12 protein-coding genes and 5 pseudogenes are annotated in these 18,753 nt (G+C 69.0%); 10 read left to right on the top strand and 7 right to left on the bottom strand.

The features are described from left to right. Positions 1–65 precede the first annotated feature (65 nt). From QF027_RS40925 to QF027_RS49835, 4 genes and pseudogenes are all read left to right on the top strand, one after another. The gene (locus QF027_RS40925) at positions 66–1,553 is read left to right on the top strand and encodes an NUDIX domain-containing protein (RefSeq protein ID WP_373432520.1); all 1,488 of its coding nucleotides are present in this window, start codon (positions 66–68) and stop codon (positions 1,551–1,553) included. Next, entirely contained in the window at positions 1,550–2,845 is a 1,296-nt protein-coding gene (locus QF027_RS40920; protein ID WP_307080482.1) for a protein-L-isoaspartate O-methyltransferase family protein, read from the top strand. Before QF027_RS40925 ends, QF027_RS40920 begins: the two co-directional genes overlap by 4 nt. Then, complete coding sequence (locus tag QF027_RS40915) at positions 2,842–3,711, top strand: class I SAM-dependent methyltransferase (protein ID WP_307080481.1); 870 nt, start codon at positions 2,842–2,844, stop codon at positions 3,709–3,711. Before QF027_RS40920 ends, QF027_RS40915 begins: the two co-directional genes overlap by 4 nt. After that, a pseudogene (locus QF027_RS49835) lies at positions 3,708–3,851 on the top strand (phosphotransferase); the annotation flags it as partial. The gene QF027_RS40915 and the pseudogene QF027_RS49835, both read left to right, overlap by 4 nt. A gap of 405 nt (positions 3,852–4,256) precedes the next feature. Here QF027_RS49835 and QF027_RS40910 read toward each other — a convergent pair. Continuing rightward, a complete protein-coding gene (locus QF027_RS40910) occupies positions 4,257–4,895 on the bottom strand; it encodes an NADPH-dependent F420 reductase (RefSeq protein ID WP_307080480.1) in 639 nt (212 codons plus the stop codon). A gap of 439 nt (positions 4,896–5,334) precedes the next feature. Between QF027_RS40910 and QF027_RS40905 the strand changes: the two genes are divergently transcribed. After that, positions 5,335–5,808 (top strand): ATP-binding protein, encoded by a 474-nt coding sequence (locus QF027_RS40905; RefSeq protein WP_307080479.1) that lies wholly within the window; start codon positions 5,335–5,337, stop codon positions 5,806–5,808. 236 nt (positions 5,809–6,044) lie between these two features. Here the strand turns inward: QF027_RS40905 and QF027_RS40900 are convergent, their stop codons facing one another. Beyond that, on the bottom strand, positions 6,045–6,932 hold the full coding sequence (locus QF027_RS40900) for a universal stress protein (protein WP_307080478.1): 888 nt from the start codon (positions 6,930–6,932) through the stop codon (positions 6,045–6,047). Between the two features lie 302 nt (positions 6,933–7,234). On the opposite strand from QF027_RS40900, the gene QF027_RS40895 reads away from it, so the two are divergent. After that, entirely contained in the window at positions 7,235–8,503 is a 1,269-nt protein-coding gene (locus tag QF027_RS40895) for a cation-translocating P-type ATPase (protein WP_307080477.1), read from the top strand. 381 nt (positions 8,504–8,884) lie between these two features. On the opposite strand, the pseudogene QF027_RS40890 reads toward QF027_RS40895, so the two are convergent. Continuing rightward, a pseudogene (locus QF027_RS40890) lies at positions 8,885–9,460 on the bottom strand (transposase); the annotation flags it as partial. Here QF027_RS40890 and QF027_RS40885 point away from each other — a divergent pair. From QF027_RS40885 to QF027_RS40875, 3 genes and pseudogenes are all read left to right on the top strand, one after another. Continuing rightward, positions 9,457–9,803, top strand: a pseudogene (locus tag QF027_RS40885) (SpoIIE family protein phosphatase); the annotation flags it as partial. The pseudogenes QF027_RS40890 and QF027_RS40885 overlap by 4 nt on opposite strands. A 101-nt stretch (positions 9,804–9,904) precedes the next feature. Continuing rightward, positions 9,905–11,536 carry a PucR family transcriptional regulator gene (locus QF027_RS40880; protein ID WP_307080476.1) on the top strand — a complete coding sequence of 544 codons (1,632 nt, stop codon included), beginning with the start codon at positions 9,905–9,907 and terminating at the stop codon, positions 11,534–11,536. A 295-nt stretch (positions 11,537–11,831) separates the two neighbouring features. Then, a complete protein-coding gene (locus QF027_RS40875; RefSeq protein WP_307080475.1) occupies positions 11,832–13,292 on the top strand; it encodes an amino acid permease in 1,461 nt (486 codons plus the stop codon). 69 nt (positions 13,293–13,361) lie between these two features. Here the strand turns inward: QF027_RS40875 and QF027_RS40870 are convergent. After that, a pseudogene (locus QF027_RS40870) lies at positions 13,362–13,721 on the bottom strand (response regulator transcription factor); the annotation flags it as partial. Between the two features lie 157 nt (positions 13,722–13,878). Between QF027_RS40870 and QF027_RS40865 the strand changes: the two are divergent. After that, the gene (locus QF027_RS40865) at positions 13,879–14,370 is read left to right on the top strand and encodes a transposase (protein ID WP_373432468.1); all 492 of its coding nucleotides are present in this window, start codon (positions 13,879–13,881) and stop codon (positions 14,368–14,370) included. A 1-nt stretch (position 14,371) separates the two neighbouring features. On the opposite strand, the pseudogene QF027_RS40860 reads toward QF027_RS40865, so the two are convergent. The 3 genes and pseudogenes from QF027_RS40860 to QF027_RS40850 form a co-directional block, all read right to left on the bottom strand. Further along, a pseudogene (locus tag QF027_RS40860) lies at positions 14,372–15,636 on the bottom strand (NF041680 family putative transposase); the annotation flags it as partial. 102 nt (positions 15,637–15,738) lie between these two features. Next, positions 15,739–16,965: an IS110 family transposase gene (locus QF027_RS40855; RefSeq protein WP_307080473.1), complete on the bottom strand. Its 1,227-nt coding sequence runs from the start codon at positions 16,963–16,965 to the stop codon at positions 15,739–15,741. A 570-nt stretch (positions 16,966–17,535) separates the two neighbouring features. Then, positions 17,536–18,675 carry an IS110 family transposase gene (locus QF027_RS40850; RefSeq protein WP_307080472.1) on the bottom strand — a complete coding sequence of 380 codons (1,140 nt, stop codon included), beginning with the start codon at positions 18,673–18,675 and terminating at the stop codon, positions 17,536–17,538. Positions 18,676–18,753 lie beyond the last annotated feature (78 nt).

The raw sequence follows: 18,753 nt of genomic DNA, 5'->3' as shown, positions 1-18,753 counted from the left end.
CGCCGCCGGGCGCGCCCCTCCCGCCCAGCACCTACTTCCTGCCCTCCAACGTCCGAGGTGATCACGTGCCGCCCTCCCGCTCTCATATCCGCGCGACCATCGAGGCCTATCTCAGCCGGCATGCCGAGGAACGGGAGGCCCTGGAAGGGCTGCTGGCTGTCCTGGACGGCGCCGAGGAGCCGTCCAGCCGCGCCACGCTGCCCGGTCACGTCACCTGCAGCGCGGTGGTCATCGACCGCGACCGTCGGGTGCTCCACATCGGCCATCGGGTGACAGGGCTGCTCCTCGCTCCAGGCGGCCACGTTGAGGCGGGTGACCGTACGCTCCTGGCCGCCGCCGTGCGGGAAGTGTGCGAAGAGGCCGGGCTCCGCCCCGGCGACCTCTGCCTGACCCCGCAGTTCCTCGGCGAGCCGATCGATGTGGACGTCCACGACATCGACCCCAATCCGGCCAAGGGCGAGCCCGCTCACCAGCACTTCGACGTCCGCTTCGCGTTCTACCTCACAGCCGAGCAACCGCCCGCGCTCGCTCTCCAGGAAGAGGAAGTCGCCGGGGCCCGGTGGCTCCCGTACGCCGACGTGCGGTCCCCCACGCTGCGGGCCAAGCTCCTGGCCGCCGAGGCGGACGGCCTCGATGGGCGCCCGGAGCCCGTCAACGCGAGCGCCCTGATCCACGACGGGGCTGGCCGGTACCTCCTTCATCTTCGGGATGACCGGGAGGGCATCTGGGAGCCCTGGGTGCTGGCCCTCCTCGGTGGCGGCCGCACGAGGGACGATTCCTGCCTTGAGGCGACGCTGCGGCGCGAGCTCGCCGAGGAGGTGCCGGGTCTGGAGCCCACGGAACTGGTGCCGTTCGCCGTGGAGGAGGCAACGAGCGTCGACGGCCTTGCGGTGCCCATCCAGGTCTACGTCGGGCGCTGGAGTGGGGATGCTGCAGCGGTGGAGCTCCGCGAGGGTGTCCTGCTGACGTGGTGCACCGTGGACATGCTCGACCGGCTCCGCCTGAGCCCCGGGCTCGGGGAGCTGATCCTCCGCCACGCGGCCGAGCACCCCGCGGCCGAGGGACCGCCGGATGGTGCCCGTCCGCTACCCGGCGAGGCCCCGGCGGGGACCGAGCTGCACATCGTCGGTGTCCACCTCCTCCTCCGGGACGAACACGGTCGGATCCTCCTCGGTCTGCGCCACCCGGACTCCTCCTTCGCTCCGGACACCTGGCACTTCCTGGCCGGCCACTGCGAGCGGGAAGCCGCGATCGACTGCCTGGTCCGGGAAGCCAAAGAGGAAGCAGGCCTCACCATCGCGCCCCAGGACGTCGACCTCGTCCACATGGTGCACCACGTCGACTCCCCCAACGTCCGGCCCAGGATCGCGCTCGTCTTCCAGGCCCGCTCCTGGACCGGCAACCCAGAGGTCCTGGAGCCCGACCGGTGCGTGGAGTGGCGGTGGTGGAAGCCACAGGACCTTCCGGCCGAGGTCGTGCCGTACACCCGCCGGGCGATCGACGGAATCCTTCGGGGGCGTCCGTACTCCGAGCAGGGCTGGGACGAGCGATGAGCACTCTGAACACCTGTCCCGCCGCCGGCGACCAGGCGCTGGAGCGGACCACTGGCCCGGTCGGCGGAGCCACGCCGACGGACGAGGAAGCGGATCCGGCAGCCGCGCGGGCGGCGATGGTTGCCCGGCTCGAGGAGGAAGGGTCTCTGGGGCCGGGCCCGGTCCGCGACGCCCTCCTCACGCTGCCCCGCGAAGTGCTGATGCCGCAGGCGTACGTACGGCGCAGCGGCCCGGGCGAGGAGCCGCCTCGGTGGGATCTGCTGGACTGGTCGGCGCCGCTGGACCGCCCCGAGCTACTGGGGCTGCTGTACGGCGGGGCCAGTGTGCTCGTCCAGCACGACGGGGAGCCGCTGCTGGACCGGGCGCGCGGGGCGCGGTCGGGGGCGTCGATCACGTCGATGTCGACGGTGATGGGCCTGACCGCCTCGCTGCTGGAGGAGCTGGATCTGCGCCCGGGGCTGCGGGTGCTGGACGTCGGGACGGGCGCGGGGGTGACCGCCGCGGTGGCCTGCCAGGTCTGCGGCGACCAGGAGGTGGTCACCCTCGACCGGGACCGGCACCTCACCGACGCGGCCGCCGCCCGGCTGGCCGACCTCGACCTCCGGCCGCAGGTGGTGTGCGGCTCAGGCGAACAGGGCTTGCGGGGCCGGGAGTTCGACCGGATCTTCTTGTCATACACGGTGGAGCGCGTGCCGACGGCCCTGGTCGAGCAACTCGCTCCTGAGGGCAAACTGCTGGCGCACGTGACCAGCGCGTCCCCGTCGTGGCCCGGCCTCGCCGCCGTCGGGCGCACCGCCGACGGGCGGATCACAGCGGAGCTGCGGGCCGTGGAGTTCGCGCACCGTGCCGGGCACGGCATGGCGCGGATCGGGCTCACGGAGGAGTTCCGGCAGCGCATGGCCACCGAGCCAGGCAGCTGGACCCAGCGGAGCATGCTGGCGCCGCCCGCGGACAGCGACCGCGGTTTCTGGCTGGCGGCCGATCATCTCCTCGGCGGTGGTCTGGTGCGGGACTTCGGCGCTGAGCACCTGGCGATCGGCGCACCCGGCTGCGGATCCTGGATGCGCGCGGAGCCGGTAGGTAACCGGCGCTGGAGCGTCACCGCCACGGGGCCGCGGGACATCTGGAAAGAGATCCAGGACCTCGCCGACCGGTGGCGGGCCGCACGCTCCCCCGACCGCTACCGCCTCTTCTTCGACGCGGACGGCGGGCAGCGCGCCGCGTCCGAGTGCGGACGCCTGTCCTGGCACCTGCCCGTCGCCCGCCCGCTCGATGAGGGAGCCACCTCGTGACCTACCCCGACGGGCCTCTTCCGGGCCTTTCGCCGGAGCAGGAGACCATGTTCGAGGGCGCGGCGTTGACGTACGCCCGCCACCGCCCAGGCCTGCCGGACGCGGCGGTGCGCCTGCTCGCCGACACGCTGCGGGGCCGGCCGTCCCCGGTGCTGCTCGACCTGGGCACCGGAACCGGGCAGGTGCCCTTCGCGCTCCTGTCTGCCGGCGCTGACCTGACGCACATCGAAGCGGTCGACGTCAGCCCGCAGATGCTGCATCAGGCCAGGCAAGCCCTCACCCCCGTGCTCGGCCACTGCACCCTCACCCTGGTCCACGCGGCGGCCGACGCCTACGAGCCGCTCGCGACACTGCCGGGCGAACCGGATTCCGGCCCGGACCTGATCACCTGCTGCCGGTCTTACCACTGGATGGACGGTCCGGCGGTCCTGGAGATGGCCGACCGGGTCGCCACACCGGGTGCCGCAGTGGCGATCATGGGCGACGGGAGCCTGTGGACCCACGAGGCCAACTGGACCCGTGCGCTGCGCGAGTTGATCCAGCTCTACCTGGGCCAGGAGCGCCGGGCGGGCGCCCGCAGTTCCTACGCCGAGCCCCGCCGCTCGTACGAGGAGGATCTCGCCGCCTCAGCGTTCAACGACGTCACCGAACACCTTTTCCCCGTGACCCGCACCTGGGCGCCGCAGGAGGTACTCGGCTACCTGCGCACCACGTCCTTCGCCGCTCCTGAGCTCTTCGCCGAACGCCACCAGGCGTTCGAGGACGAGGCCCTCGCCCTTCTCCACACCCACGCGGTGGACAGGTCTCTGGTCGAGGAAGCGACATTCAGGGTTCTGCTCGCCCGGCGTCCTGGTGGTACGCGGTGAGCGGCGGGCAGCGGCACACCGAGCCGGTGGACGTCCACCTGATACTGCGCCGGGAGACCGCCGACGGGCCACAGGTGCTGCTGTCGCGGCGGGCCGGGCAGGTGTACGCCGCTGGCCTATGGCACCTGCCCTCCGTTCACTAGGCAAGCCACGTGTCGAGTTTGAGCTTGTCGAGTTTCGCACAGGGAGCGTATCCCTTCCGTACGCCTGGCAGCAGGAGGTCGGTGTTCCGTCATGGGCACCTCTGAGGATGTGCCCATGCTGGGCGACGTGTTGCTCGGCATGTAGTCAGCACGTGATCGGCTGCAGAAGGCCAGGCTGGCGGCGGATAGGAGCAATCCCATCGGTGGCTTGGCGCAGTCCCTCACTGCTGCGGCTCTCTGGCCGAGCAGGTCGGTGGCTGGGGCTTACAACCGGGCGAGAGCCGTGCGTACGGGATTGGACGAATCCGGTGAGTTCGGTCCGGCCATCGGCGGATGGGGCGACCCGGCACGGTCACTCGGTGTTGACCTTGCAGTTCACCTTGGTCTTCTGTCTGGGATCGGTTAGGGAAGGATCTTGATTGAGCTGTGCCAGTTCAGCTGGAGTGGCTGCTGGATGGCGATGTGGAGGAATCCCATTGCCTCCAGCTCCTGAGCTCTGCGCAGCGGGCCTACGTCCAACGGGCGCATCGCGCTGGAGCGGACTAGCTCCGCGATCTTGTCTTTGGCGGCGGAGTCGTCGCCGGCGATCAGGACATCGAGCGGGAAGCTGTGGCCCTCGCCTGTCGCCAGCAGGCCGGCGAAGGTGGTGTTGAACGCTTTGACGACCTTCACGTCGGTGCCGACGATCTGCTGGATCTCCTCGGCCGCCGAGCTGTCAGGGGGTGTCACCCGCGCGTCCATGGTGGAGAAGTCGATGGGGTTGCAGATGTCCACGAGAACCTGCCCGGCCAGTGCGGCCGCAGCGGATCTCGCGACCTGCAGTGCCGCGTCGTAGGGCAGCGCGAGCACGGTGACATCGGCTGCCTCCACCGAAGCGGCCCAGTCGCTCTGTCCGTCCGGGAACTGCTGCTTGAGTTCCTCGGTCAGCGCCCGAGCAGGCTCGACGTCGGGGTGGACCAGGCACACGCCATGGCCACCTGCAAGAGCACGGGTGGCGATGGCGCGGCCCATGTTTCCGGGGCCCACAATGTTGATCTCCACTGCTGCTGCCTTCCGGGTCGGCGGAGCGTACGACGCCGTCAGGTCCGGCGGCTTGCCAATGGGCAGCTGGCCTCCGAGCGAAGGGCCGCGTCAGGGTTCAGGACGCTGAGAGGCGCAGATGCATCCCTATCCCGAGGTCCGACGGCTGTGCCTGAAGGCCGGTCACTGTCACCTGGATGGCGGACACGAACGGGGCTGCTGACTGTTCGGACGACTGTGGAACATCCCCGGGCCGTTTGGTCGGCACATCGACTCGCGCCTCGCCGCCGATCGCACCTGCCCGCTTCGCCGGCGGATTCGGCCTAGTGTTTTCTGATGCGGCCATGACATGGCGAAGACGTCGAGTAACCGTCCGTGTGGCCTTCGGGTGGGGAGTGTGGTGAGGATTTAGGGGTAGTTGGGGTGGGCAAGGACGGCGCTTCGGACGTGAGCGGCCTGTATGAAGCTGGCTGAGCAAGACCAGGGTCAGCAGCTGCGTCCAGACTGTCCGATTGCGGTCTCCGCCGCGTTCGAGGGCAGCGAGGAGATCGCCCAGGCCCGTCTCCTGGCCCGGTCTTTCCTGCTGGAATTGCAGGACGAGCACGAGGTGCTGGTGTCCTGCCGGGCGGCGGGCATGATCGAGCTGGCGGTGAGTGAGCTGGTGACCAACGCCCGCAAGTATGCTCCAGGGCCCTCCTTGCTGACGTTCGAGCTCAGCAGGGACGCCGTTGAGATCACCGTGTGGGACACCGAGCCGAAGATGCCCGTGCTCCGGCCGCCGGACCCGACGCGCGTGGGCCAGCACGGGCTGGAGATCGTCCTGGCGGTGTGCCAGAGCTTCGAGGTCCATCGCGAGCCGGTCGTCAAGCGGATCAAGGTGAAGGTTGCTTTGGCCGATGACCCCCTCGGGGACGCAGCCGGCAGTGCGGGGTGATCAGGCTGCCAGGTCCAAGGCGGCAGTCTGCACGTCCGGTCGATCAGCCTCACGGCCGGAGCGAGGATGCTGGTGCGCTCGAAGTCCTCGCGGGCCTGCCGGCCCCGTTCGGCCTGGACATGGTCGATCACAGTCCCTCGCCGGATGCTGACCGCACGCACGCCCTTTGGGGTCTGTCCGACGCACAGCGATGCCGCGCCGCAGTTCCGTCCGCGTCCGAGAGGTCTTGGCGCCGGTCAGAGGCTGTTGTCGGGGCTGCGGACGACCGCCACTGGGCAGTGTGCATGATGCAGCATGGCCTGGCTCACCGATCCGAGCAGCAGTGCGGCAAAACCGCCGCGTCCGCGTGCACCGACCACCAGCAACTGGGCCTTGCGGCTCGCCTCGATCAGCGCCTCCCGCGTCCCACCGTGGACAACCTCGTGCTTCACGCTCACGCCCGGGTACGTCTCCTGGTAGCCGGCGAGCGCCTCGGACAGGAGACGCCCCTCTTGTGCGGCCAGCGCTTCCGGCTCGTTCGCGTACGGCACCGCCTCATCCTGCGGCGCTGGAATCGGTGCGTTCCAGGTGGTCCAGGCGTGCAGAGCAACGATGTCAACCCCGCGTAGCGCCGCCTCGGCCAACGCGAAAGCAATCGCTCCGGCACCAGCCGAGGACCCGTCGACCCCCACCACGATCGGCCCTGTAACCTCGCCCTGTTCGCGGACGACGAGAACCGGGCACCGGCCATGAGCCGCCAGATGTACCGCCGTCGATCCCACCATCAGCCCGACGAAGCTTCCCATACCGCGCGACCCGACAACCACGAGGTCCGCGGCACGCGATTGCGCCTGTAGGACCGTCAGCGGTTCCCCTGGCACCACAGCGCGGGAGATATCCACCTCCGGTGCCACCGACCGGGCGCGCTCCTCCGCCTCGGTCAGCAGGCGTTCCGCCATGTTGCGCAAGCCACCCTCAGGAGGGCCCAGCGGCGACGGGCCCAGTTGCACGTGCATGGCGGGCCAGATGAACGCATGCACCAGCCGCAAGCCTGCGCCGCGCCACCCTGCCTCCCGCGCCGCTGCCTCTACTGCGGCCAAGCCCGAGGCCGAACCGTCCACGCACACCACAACCAGACCGCTCATCACACCTCCCGCTTCCCTACCTTCCAGGTACACTCCGACGACTTCCTGCTGCCAAACGATCAAGAGGCCATCGCATGGGCTGGTCCGCCACCCGGGAGGGGAGGCTGCCCACCGATCACCGGTAGTTGCAGCTCAGCACCGGGCCGTCTGAACCGTTTTGGATGGCACGTTGCGATCGGGGGCGGCCGGCTTCAGGCGGAAGGAGTCCTCGGTTTCCACGGCCAGCGGCTCGGCGTAGGAGCGTGGTCCCGCAACGCTGCGCCCACACTGCGTCAGCGCTCGGTCGCGGAAACAATGGGTGCATGGCTCCTTCGACGAGCGCGGGACTGCCGCCCTCCTGGCACGCTCTGTCTGCCGGTGAAGTGGCCGCCGGGCTCGATGTGGATCCTTCCTCGGGGCTGTCGTCGGCTGAGGCGGCCCGGCGGCTTGCGGAGTATGGGCCGAAGCGGCTCGAGCAGGCTCCGGCAGAGCCCGGATGGCGGGCGTTCCTCCGGCAGTTTCAGGACTTGCTGATCGTCATCCTGCTGGTTGCAGCGGCGGTCAGCCTGGTGGTGTCCCGGGAGTGGGAGACGCCGGTGGCGATTGTCGTCGTGGTATTGCTCAACGCGATGATCGGGTTTGTTCAGGAGTCTCGCGCCGAGGCGGCGCTGGATGCCCTGCGGCAGATGACCGTGACGACCGCCACCGTCCGTCGTGACGGCCGACTGGCACGGCTGAATGCCGAGGAACTCGTGCCCGGAGACGTGGTGGTCCTGGCGCCCGGGGACCGGGTGCCCGCCGACGGCCGGTTGTTCTCGTCGAGCTCGCTGGAGGTGCAGGAATCCGTCCTGACGGGTGAGGCCCTGGCGGTGGCGAAGTCGGCGGATGCCACCGTCGAGGCCGAGGTGCCGCTGACAGACCGGGTGACCGCGGTGTACATGAACACGGCGGTCACCCGCGGTCGCGGGGAGGTGCTGGTCACCGACACCGGTATGGCTGGCGAGACCGGCCGCATCGCCGACATGCTCCAAAAGGCCCAGCCGGGGCCGACACCGCTGCAGCGGCAGATCGACGCCCTCAGCCGCACCCTGGCCTGGGTCTCCGGGGTGGTCATCGTCGCAGTCTTCGTCCTGGGGCTGGTGCGCGGGCAGGATTTCGGTGACCTGTTCGTCAGTGCCGTGTCCTTGGCGGTCGCGGCCATCCCTGAAGGACTGCCTGCCGTCGTGGCCTTCACGCTGGCCATGGGGACGGGACGGATGGCCAAACGAGGCGCGATCGTCAAAAGACTGGCATCGGTGGAGACCCTGGGCAGTACCTCGCAGATCTGCACCGACAAGACCGGCACGCTGACCTTGAATCAGATGACGGCGCGGGAGCTGCTGCTGGCCGGCCGCCGGTTCACGGTCTCGGGGCAGGGCTACTCCTTCGACGGCCGTATCCGCACCACCGACGGCTCGCCGGCGGACGGAGGCGTGGCGGGAGCGGGCCAAGAGCATCGGCGTGGACGTGCCGTCCTCGGCGTCGTGTGTGAGGGCGCTGTAGCGAAGCCGGTGGAGTGTCCAGCCGTCCAGGTCCTCGATGTCTTCGGGTGAGGCGAGCGGGTTGGCCAGCAGCCGGGTGTTCTCCTCGAAGATCTCCTCAGCCCTGCGGTAGGAGAGCCGGGCGCGGCCGGTCTCCGGGCACACGTCGAGCGTCGGCGTCCCTGCCGGGGCCTTGCGGTCAGTGAGGAACAGGGGGCCGCGGGTGCGCCGGGCGATGAGGCGGGGCAGGAGATGGGCGGTGCCGGACTGCCAGTGAATCCACTCCGTCGCCCCGTCTTTGGCGGTGATCTTCCCGCGCTTGTCCTGCAGGTACAGATCTTCCACGTTCAGGCACAGCACCTCGTCGGCCCGCGCGACGGACTCGTAGAGCATCTTCCAGAACGTCTTCTCCCGCAGAGCGACGTCCAGGCGCCACAGGGCGGCGATCTGTGCTGTCTCGTCCGTTATGCGTTTGGCGAGGTCGTCGATCGAGGCGATGTGGATCATGGCTTCGAAACTGGCGGTGAGGGTCTCGTAGTCGCGGGCGAGACGGCGGTGCATCGTGATCCAACCAATACTTCGCTCTACTACCCAGTGTCTCTTTACGACGTCAAATGCGCGCTTATCCTGGTTTCTGCTGACTACTTCGACGTCGATTCCGAGGCGGGCGCCGCGTTCGATGACGACAATTTTGAAGCCGGTGTCGACCCAACTCTTGGAGATGGTTGGGTACTTCTCCTTCGCCTGGTCGAGGAGGCGTATTCCCAGGGCGTTTTCCGAGAGGCTGGCGGCGGTGACGGTCACGGCGAGGATGAGGCCGATGGTGTCGGTGAGGATGCCGCGTTTCCTGCCGACGATCTTCTTGGCGGCGTCGGTTCCCTGGCTGGTCAGGGGTACGTTGGTGGAGGTCTTCACGCTCTGGGTGTCGATCACGGTGGCGGTCGGTTCGGGCTTGCGGCCGTCCTTGATGCGGGCCAGGCCGGTCAGGTCGTAGTTGAGCTGGGCGAGGATTCCCTCGTCGCGCCAACTGCGGACACATTCCGCCCCGGTTGATGCACGAGGGCCACGTCACCGCACCACCGCTGGACTCCGGCGTCCCCCTCGGCCTCGCCGAACTGCCGCCGAACCCACGACCGTGGACTGGTTCGCGTTCCCGGCCGGCTCCACGCTGCTGCTGACCACCGACGGCCTCACCGAGACCCGCGCCCACGACGGCATCTTCTGCCCGCTCGACGAGCGGCTGACGAAGCACCTCGGCCTCTCCCCCGAACTTCCCCGGGCCCTGTACGAAGACGCCCGCGCGTTCGCCGACGCCGACCGCCGGCACGACGACATCGCTGTCCTGACCGTCCGTCGCTCCCCGCGCCACTGAGCTCGGCCGCCGCCAACGCGGTCTACGGTTCCGGTTCGGTGCTCCCGGCCAGGCCGGATAGCATCAGATCTCCGACGTGGCTCCCAGCAGAGGCGACAATCATGGATCCGGCCGCGGTCTCTCCGCCCCCAGCGAGCGTCAACCTGCGCCAGTTGCTGATGGCCCTGGGCGACTCGCTGGTGGAGGTGCAGGCCGCTCCCGCCGGACTGGACGTCGAGATCCAGGGCGTGGCCCTGCTCGATCCCGAGGACCCGCCGACGGCGCAGCCTGGCGAGCTGGTCCTCGTCATCGGGGCCCGTGGCCGGGCCGCCTTTCCCGCGCTGCGGGCCGCCGGGCGCGACGCAGCCGCCGCCGTCGTCGTCAAACTGGACGGTGCCGGTCAGGCCGCCGCCCTCAGCGAAACCGCCGCCGAGGCCGGGGTCGCCCTGCTCTCCCTGCGCAGCGACGCACGCTGGGAGCAGGTCAACGCGCTGGCCCGCGCCGCCCTCGGCGATGCCCCGCTGGGGGACCACGGTGCAGGAGCCGAGGAGGGCGACCTGTTCTCAGTCGCCCAGACGACCGCCGTCCTGACCGGCGGCATCGTCAGCATCGAGGACGCAGCCAACCGCGTGCTGGCCTACTCCCGCTCCACCGACTCCGACGAGATCGACGACCTGCGTCGGCGCTCCATCCTCAGCTGGCAGGGACCGGAGGCCTATCTGGCGAAGCTGCGCGAGTGGGGCGTGTTCCAGCATCTGCACTCCAGCGACAAGGTGATCGGAATCGACAGCCACCCTGAGCTGGGCATCCGGCGCCGGCTGGCGGTGGCCATCCGGTCCGGTGAGCGGCAGCTGGGGACGATCTGGGTGCAGGAGGGCTCGACACCGCTGTCCGAGCACTCGGACCGGGCGCTGCTGGGCGCCGCCCGGGTCGCCGCGCACCACCTGGTGCGCCGCCGCCGGGAACTCTCCGACGACCTGACCCTCACCCGGACCCTGCTCGCCGGACTGCTGGAGGGCAGCACCGGGCCGCAGCCGCTGGCCACCCACCAGGGTCTCGACGCGGCCCGCCCGGCGGCCGTCCTGGGCTTCTCGTACGGGACCGCCGAGGCGGTCACCGCCCCGGAGCTGACCCACACCGAGGTCACCAACCTCATCTCGGTACAGATCGCCGCCCGGCACCGCAGCGCACTGGTCACCCAGCTCGACCCGCGCATCTATGTGCTGCTGCCCCAGCTGCCCCGCAGCATCGACACGGACACGCTGCGCAGCTGGGCCCAGGAGATCACCGACGCCTCGCACCGCCACCTGGGCCTGCCGCTGCGCGGCTCGATCGGCTGCCTGGTGTCCGGACTCGGCCAGGTCCCCGAGTCGCGCCGCGAGGCCGACCGCATCCTCGACGCCATGATGGGCGCCGGGGTCTCCGCCGAGGTCGCGGCGCTGCCGGACATCCAGGCCGAAGTACTGATCAGCGAAATGCTGACGCTGCTCTCCGCCCACCCCGAGATACGGGACTCACGGCTGACCGCGCTGGTCGCGCACGACAGCCGGAACCAGGGCCGACTGGCCGAGTCCCTGCTGGCCTACCTCAACTGCTTCGGTGACGTCCTGGCGGCCGCCACCCAACTCCATGTGCACCGCAACACCCTGCGCTACCGCATTCGCCGGGCCGAGGAACTGACAGGTCTCGATCTGAGCCGCCCCGACCAGCGACTGCTGGCCATGCTCCAGCTGCGGCTGCCGCCCGGCGCCTGAGCCCGACGCATTGGTCGGCCGTACAGCTATCGAGGACGAGTTTGTCCCCGAGAACAAACACGACGCCCCACAGCCCCCCATACGCTGGCGCAAATCTATTTCCGCAAGTGAAACGGCTCACTTCCCACAAGGAAACGGAGCGCAGCGCCGGACGTGCGATGACGACCACGTCATCGGCGCAGCTTCCGGAAATCCGCTCCAGGCCGTGGACGCGTTCGGAAATCGCCAGGACCATGACCGCTGCTCCCCCCCCCCACTCCCCCATGGCCCTCCCAACCACTCAATGGATGTCGACATGACTACACGTCCCCCTGGTTCGGTGGCTCCTGCCACCGCTCCTCCCACCAGTGGTCAGACTCCGGAGCAGGCAGTTCTGCGGCCGGGACTCAAGAACCGCCACCTCTCGATGATCGCCATCGGCGGAGTGATCGGCGCCGGTCTCTTCGTGGGCTCCGCCTCCGGCATCGCCACCGCCGGGCCCGGCATCCTGCTGTCGTACGCGCTGGTCGGCGCGCTGGTCGTGTTCGTGATGCGGATGCTCGGCGAGATGGCCGCGGCGAACCCGACCTCCGGTTCCTTCTCGGCCTACGCGGACCGGGCGCTCGGCCGCTGGGCCGGGTTCTCGATCGGCTGGCTGTACTGGTTCTTCTGGGTCGTCGTACTCGCCGTGGAGGCGACCGCCGGCGCCAAGATTCTCGAAGGGTGGATTCCCGCCGTACCGCAGTGGGGATGGGCGCTGCTCGTGATGGTCGTGCTCACCATCGCGAACCTGGCCTCGGTCGGCTCCTTCGGCGAGTTCGAGTTCTGGTTCGCTGGCATCAAGGTCGTCGCCATCACGGCCTTCATCGTTCTCGGCGGCCTGGCGATCTTCGGTGTGCTGCCTGGCTCGGACCACGCCGCGACGGGTTTCGGCAACCTCACCGGACACGGTGGCTTCCTGCCGAACGGTCCCGGTGCGATCCTCACCGGCATCCTGCTGGTCGTCTTCTCCTTCATGGGCAGCGAGATCGTCACCCTCGCCGCCGGTGAGTCCGCCAACGCGCGACAGGCGGTCGCCAAGGCCACCAGGAGCGTCATCTGGCGGGTCGGCCTCTTCTACGTCGGCTCGATCCTCGTCGTAGTCTCGCTGCTGCCTTGGAACGACCCCTCGATCGCCAAGAAGGGCTCGTACGTGGCGGCCCTCGACACGATCGGCATCCCGCACGCCGGCGAGATCATGAACTTCATCGTGCTGACCGCCGTGCTGTCCTGTCTCAACTCCGGCCTCTACACGGCCTCGCGGATGGCGTTCTCCCTCGGGCAGCGCGGCGACGCCCCGCGCTCCTTCGTGCGGACGAACTCCCGCGGAGTCCCGCAGCCCGCGATCCTGGCCTCGGTGGCCTTCGGTTTCCTCGCGGTCGGCTTCAACTACCTGTGGCCGGACACGGTCTTCCAGTTCCTGCTGAACTCCTCCGGCGCGGTCGCGCTCTTCGTCTGGCTGGTCATCTGCTTCTCGCAACTGCGGATGCGGGGGATCATCCTGCGCGAGAACCCGGAGAAGCTCGTCGTCCGGATGTGGCTCTTCCCCTACCTCACGTGGGCCACGATCGCGATGATCTCCTTCGTCCTCGTCTACATGCTCACCGACGACAGCAAGGGCGGCGGACGGATCCAGGTACTGCTCTCGGTACTCGTCGCCGCGCTGGTGATCGCGGTCTCCCTGGTCCGCGAACGCATCCGCCGCAGCAACACCCAGGACGCCCTCGCGTCCCGGTAACAGCGGCGAACTGTCGCACTGTCACTGTCTTCGGGGCTCCCCGCCGCGGCGGCAGGGAGCCCCGACGCGTCAACCGACCGCAGCCGGACGGGCTTTCACCAGGCCGCTCTGGTACGCGATGACGACGAGCTGGGCGCGGTCGCGGGCGTCGAGTTTGGTCATGGCCCGTTGGATGTGGCTTCGTACGGTCAGCGGGCTCAGGACGAGTTGCCCGGCGATTTCGGCGTTGGACCTGCCGTGCGCGGCCAGGCCATGACCTCGCGCTCGCGGTCGGTCATGGGCCTTGACCGCGTCGGGCAGGGCGAAGAAGTCGTCGGTGTCCGGGGTGGCCAGGAAACGGGTGATGAGGGTCCGGGTGGCGGCCGGGGAGAGGCGAGAGTCGCCGGCCGCGACCGTGCGGATGCTCGACAGCAGGACCTCGGGGGGCACCCCACACGAAAAGGGCCCCGCAGGCTCTCGCCCGACGGGTCGTTCTTCGAGGTCAGCGCTTACGGCCTGACCTGCGATTGACGGCGGCTGCTGCGTCCGGCGGTCCGAGGGGTAGCGTCGTGGCTGATCATTGTTACGGAGGAGGGGGTTTCGAGGTATGAGCGGGATACCGCTCCTGAGGTTCCCCCGAGATGCGGAGTGTGTTGACAGAGGGTCAGACAGGACGGCCCTCGTTCCGATGGTGAAGAAGACCCAGCACAATCACCAGGCCGCACGGCTCCCCGGCGACATCCAACTCTGGCTCGCCGACAGCGGGTACGCTTCCGCCGCGTCCTTCGAGGCCCTTGCCGACCTCCCGCTACTGGTCTCGGTCACCAGCGATGCCGACCAGGCAGGCTTTCCCGCGAAACGCCAGCAGGCCCCTGCCGGCCAGCAGGACATGGCGGCCCGCCTCGCCACCCCGACAGGACAGGCCCAGTATCGTCAACGCAGTGCCCTGGTCGAGCCGGGATTCGCCCAGATCTTCCAGCGCTTCGGACGACACCTCAACTACCGCAGCCGCCAGGCGGTGGACGCCGAGATCAAGCTCCTCGGCACGGTGCACAACCTCAACAAGCTCATCAATCACTCGCCCAAGAATCACTCTTGACTTTCACCGGGCAGGAGCCGTGCGACAGCCTCGCGGTCTTGGGGCGGATGTGCCTAAAGTCCCGGCGGACGCGGGCGGGAGTGAGTCTGTCTGATGGGACGGGCCTTTCCCATGGACGACGCAGGTCGGCTGCCAGCGGGCGGGCGAGCCGTAGTTGGGTGTAGGCGGCGAGGATCAGCCAGGTCCAGCGGTCCGCCGCTTCTGGGGTGCGGATCTTCGGGCAGGTCCAGCCGAGGGTCTGCTTGAACAGGCGGAAGGTGTGCTCGATATCGAAGCGCCGCAGGTATGCCTGCCAGAGGCGTTCGGTGTCTGCGGGGGTTGTGCCGGTGCCTGACCACCACAGCCAGACCGCTTCGGTGTTGCTCCACTGGGCAGGTGGTCGATGTCCAGGCGGATCACTGTTCCTTCGATGATGGGGAGGGTGGCGTCGGCTGCGGCCCAGGAGGAGCGGTGGGTCAGCTTGGGGTGGAGCCGGTTCCAGGAGCGTGCGGTGGCGGTGCCGTAGAGGCCGGTGTCGGTGATGGTTTCGGTGTCCGGAGTGCCCCAGGTGTCGGGCTGGCCGAAGACGAACTCGCCTCCGTGCCGGGGCGGTCGGCCCATGGTGTGTGGCTGGCGGGGCGGGACGGTCCTGCGCAGGACTCGGTCCGATCGCATCCGGGCCAGGACCTGCACGGGCAGGTCGCCCAGGAGGAATGCCAGGCGAGGCGCGTCGTATCCGGCGTCCGCAAGCACGACGATGTCCGGGTCGCCCGCCTGCCACTGCCCCGCCGTGATCAATCGCTCCAGCAGATCACGCAGCTGCCGGGCGGTGACGGTGGCGGAGTCGTCCCCGGGTTCCAGGCGGAGTGCGTCCAGGGGCGCGGTCCAGGAGCTGCGGCCCGGCTCGAGCGCGCAGATGATCGAGTAGGGCCAGCCGGGGACGGGGATGTGCTGGTCCTTGCCTCGGCCGTAGGTGTGGCACAGGATCCGCTATGGTGAGGTGTGGGCGTCGGGCCGCAGCCAGCAGGTGATGTCGATGGCCAGGACGAGTCGGCCTTCGGCGGCCCGTGGCAGTGGCACCGTGGCCAGGGCCCGCCGCAGCCGGTCGGTATCGACTCGGCCACGGGCGACAGCGGCGTAGAGCCCGCCATGACCGCGGCGGTGCTCGCCCACCAGGGACAGCTCGGCCAGCGACCTCACCGGGCCGTCACCGCACAACACTGCATCAGCCAGCTCGAACAGCGCGTCCGAACGGGCGGCGAGACAGGAGTAGAACTCGCCCCGGATTCCTAATGGTTTTTGTCAAGCCGCCAAAGCGATTGGCGGCTCCGGCTGGTAGCACCGCCCGTCGCGCAGAAGGGCCCAGAGACACCTCACGGAGCTAAGTCGTCAAGCAGCTTCGAGAAGTTGTGTGGGGAAGGCGAGGTTCTCGTCGAACAGGATGTGCTTCTGGAGGCAGTGGTAGAGCTGGCCGATCATCTTGTTGAAGAGGTTTCTCTGAGCGGCGGCGTGCCAGTCCCCGGCCTCGCGGCGGCGGTCGTAGTGGGCCTTTGCGCCCGGTGAGTGGGTCAGTGAGGCGAAGGCCCACAGGTAGCCGGCGTGGTTGAGCCGGTCGTTCTTCACCCAGCGTCTGGTGATGCTGGATTTCTTGCCGGACGCTCTGGTGATGGGGGACGCACCGGCGTAGGCCTTCATACCGCGGGCAGTGGCGAAGCGGGCGTGGTCGTCTCCGATCTCAGCGAGGATCCGGGCGCCGAGCTGGGTGCCGAGCCCGGGGAGGCTCAGGATGATCTCGGCGTCCGGATGCTGAGGGAAAACCTCTTCAACCGCCTCGGCGAGCTGGTCGGCGGCCGTGCAGGCGGCTTCGAGTTGCCGCAGCAGAGCGAGCATCTGCTTGCCGAGCGCGTCCTCGACCAGTGGCGGCTGGTGCGCGTATTCGGCCCGCAGGACCTCGCGGATGCGCTCGGCATCGGCATCGATCCGGCGCTGGCGGCCGGCGCGCTTGAGCGCCGAGCGCAGTTGCGCAAGCGACAGCCGGGCCGCCCGCGAGGGCGTGGGGTCGAGCTCCAGCAGGACGCGGGTCTCGGGGCGGCAGAGACCGTTCTGCCAATGCAGGTAGGCGTCGAGAGCGGCGGGGAAGTACTCGCGCAGGAGCGAGCGGAGCTGGTTGGCGAGCTGCTGCCGGTTCCAAACGGCGTCCTGCTGGGCGCGGGCGAGGACGGCGATGGCGCGGGCGAGATCGCTGTCCTGGGGCAACGGCCGGTGGGCGTGCATATCGGTGCGGAGGATGTTCGCCAGGACGAGGGCGTCGCCAGGGTCGGATTTCTTCCGTGTGACCGCGTGGCGGTCGCGGTAGCGTGCGGCGGCCATCGGGTTGATGGCGTAGACCTGGCGCTTCCCGGTGCGCAGGACCGCGACGAGCAGACCGCGGGAGGTCTCGATGGCGACCGGGATCGGGGTGTCCTCGGTGTCGCCGTGATCGGCGAGCAGATCCAGCAGGATCTTGTAGCCGGTCGCGTCATCTGTGATGTGGCGCTTGGCCAGGAGCGTGCCGTCGTCGTCGACCAGGGCGACGTCGTGCGTCTTCTCGGCCCAGTCGATGCCGCAGTAGATCAACTTTCCCTCCTCGAAGTGCGGGTGTGTGCGCTGGTCACGAGCGCATGCGGGGCCACGCAGCGACCTAATTCCAGGCCTCGATCAAGGAACGGGCCGACACCTCACAAGCCGTTCGTGGCACCAGCTCACCGCACGGGCCCCGGTCTGTTCCCAGAGCTCGGACGGCTCGGGGAATGCAAGAGATCACCGTGCGGCGGGCTCGCACCACCAGCTCCAACGAGTGATCAAGCGAACGGTGTTGACGCCGCTGGTGGCCGCGAAGGCGCCGAACGCCGCCGATCTTGGCGGAGACATCATGGCCGGGCTGAAAGAAGGCGTGCGTCCGGAGCCCACACAACCGCCAGCAGCGTCAGTGCTGGGTGGGTGGCGGCCACGAGAGCACCGAATGGCGCCGCTCTCTGGGAAGGCATCTTGGCCGTGACGTTGAGAGGTATCCACCGGCACTCACGAGGCCACCACTCGCCAGCTGGGTTGCGCAGCCGTGCTCATCGCAGACCTGCGGCCCGGAGCAGTGCAGGCGTCACAACCCGTTCGAACCACCTCACCGACCGGCGAGGGCCGGTGAGCTCGTTACACGGGAATTAGGACGTTGACACGGCGGCGGGCGAGGGCGAGCACCGCTTGGGTGTGACGCTTGCCTTCGGCGCGCTTGCGATCGTAAAAGCGCCGTGAATCCTCGCAGTAGCGGATGCTGAACAACGCCGAGGTGTAGAAGACCCGCTGGAGGCGGCGGTTGTATCGCTGGGGACGCCGCAGATTCCCACTGATCTTGCCCGAGTCGCGGGGGACGGGCGCGACACCACCGAAGCCGGCAAGGCAGTCAGGGGTGCCGAAGACAGCCATATCGCCACCGGTGGCAGCTAGGAACTCTGCGTCGAGGATGACACCCAGCCCGGGCATGCTGGTGATCACTTCGAAGGTGTGATGGTCGAGAAACCGCGCCTCGATGAGCTTGTCCACTTCGTCGATCTGCTGGTTGAGGACCATCACCTCCTTCGCCAGCGTGTGCACCAGCTGAGCGGTCAGTTCCTCCCCGGCAAGACTTGTGTGCTGGCGCTCGGCGGCCTGGACAGCGGTCCCGGCGAGCCGGTCAGCGCGGATGACCTTGCGGTTGCGTAGCCACGCTTCCAGCCGCTTGGCGCCGATTCGGCGCAGGGCTGCCGGAGTCTGATAGCCCGTCAGCAAGGTCAGCGGGCCTGTGTTAGCAAGGTCCAGGGCCCGCTCCAGGCCGGGGAAGATGCTGGTGATCTGGGCACGGAGCCGATTGACGGTGCGGGTGCGGTCAGCGACCAGGTCCGTGCGGCGGTTGGTGAGGATCCTGAGGTCGGTGACGGTCTCGTCGCTGACACGTAAGGGGTGCAGATCACGGCGGATGCGGACCTGGTCGGCGATGACGGCGGCGTCCTTGGCGTCGGTCTTTCCCTCGCCGCGGTAGCCCTCGGAGGCACGGTGAATGGCCCGGCCGGAGATGTAACACACCGGCTGACCGTGGTTGATCAGGATCGCGATGGCCAAAGCGGCTCCGCCGTCGGCCAGGTCGATACCCCAGATCACCTCGTCGCCCAGGGCCAGGACATCGTTGAGGAGTTCGAGCAGTTCGGGTTCGTCGTTGGTGACGCGTCGCGACAGCAGCCGACGGCCGCCCTCGTCGATTGCGACGCAGTGGTGGTGAGTCTTGCCGGCATCGATGCCGGCCCAGATTGCGGCCATGTGGTGCCTCCGTGCGGTGTGCTGCTGGTGCCTCCCGACGGACGACCTCGCTGTCGATTCCCTACGGAGCGATCATTC

The sequence above is a fragment of the Streptomyces canus genome, assembly GCF_030816965.1.
Lineage (GTDB): Bacteria > Actinomycetota > Actinomycetes > Streptomycetales > Streptomycetaceae > Streptomyces > Streptomyces canus_E.
This window is presented reverse-complemented; position numbering and strand designations above follow the sequence as displayed.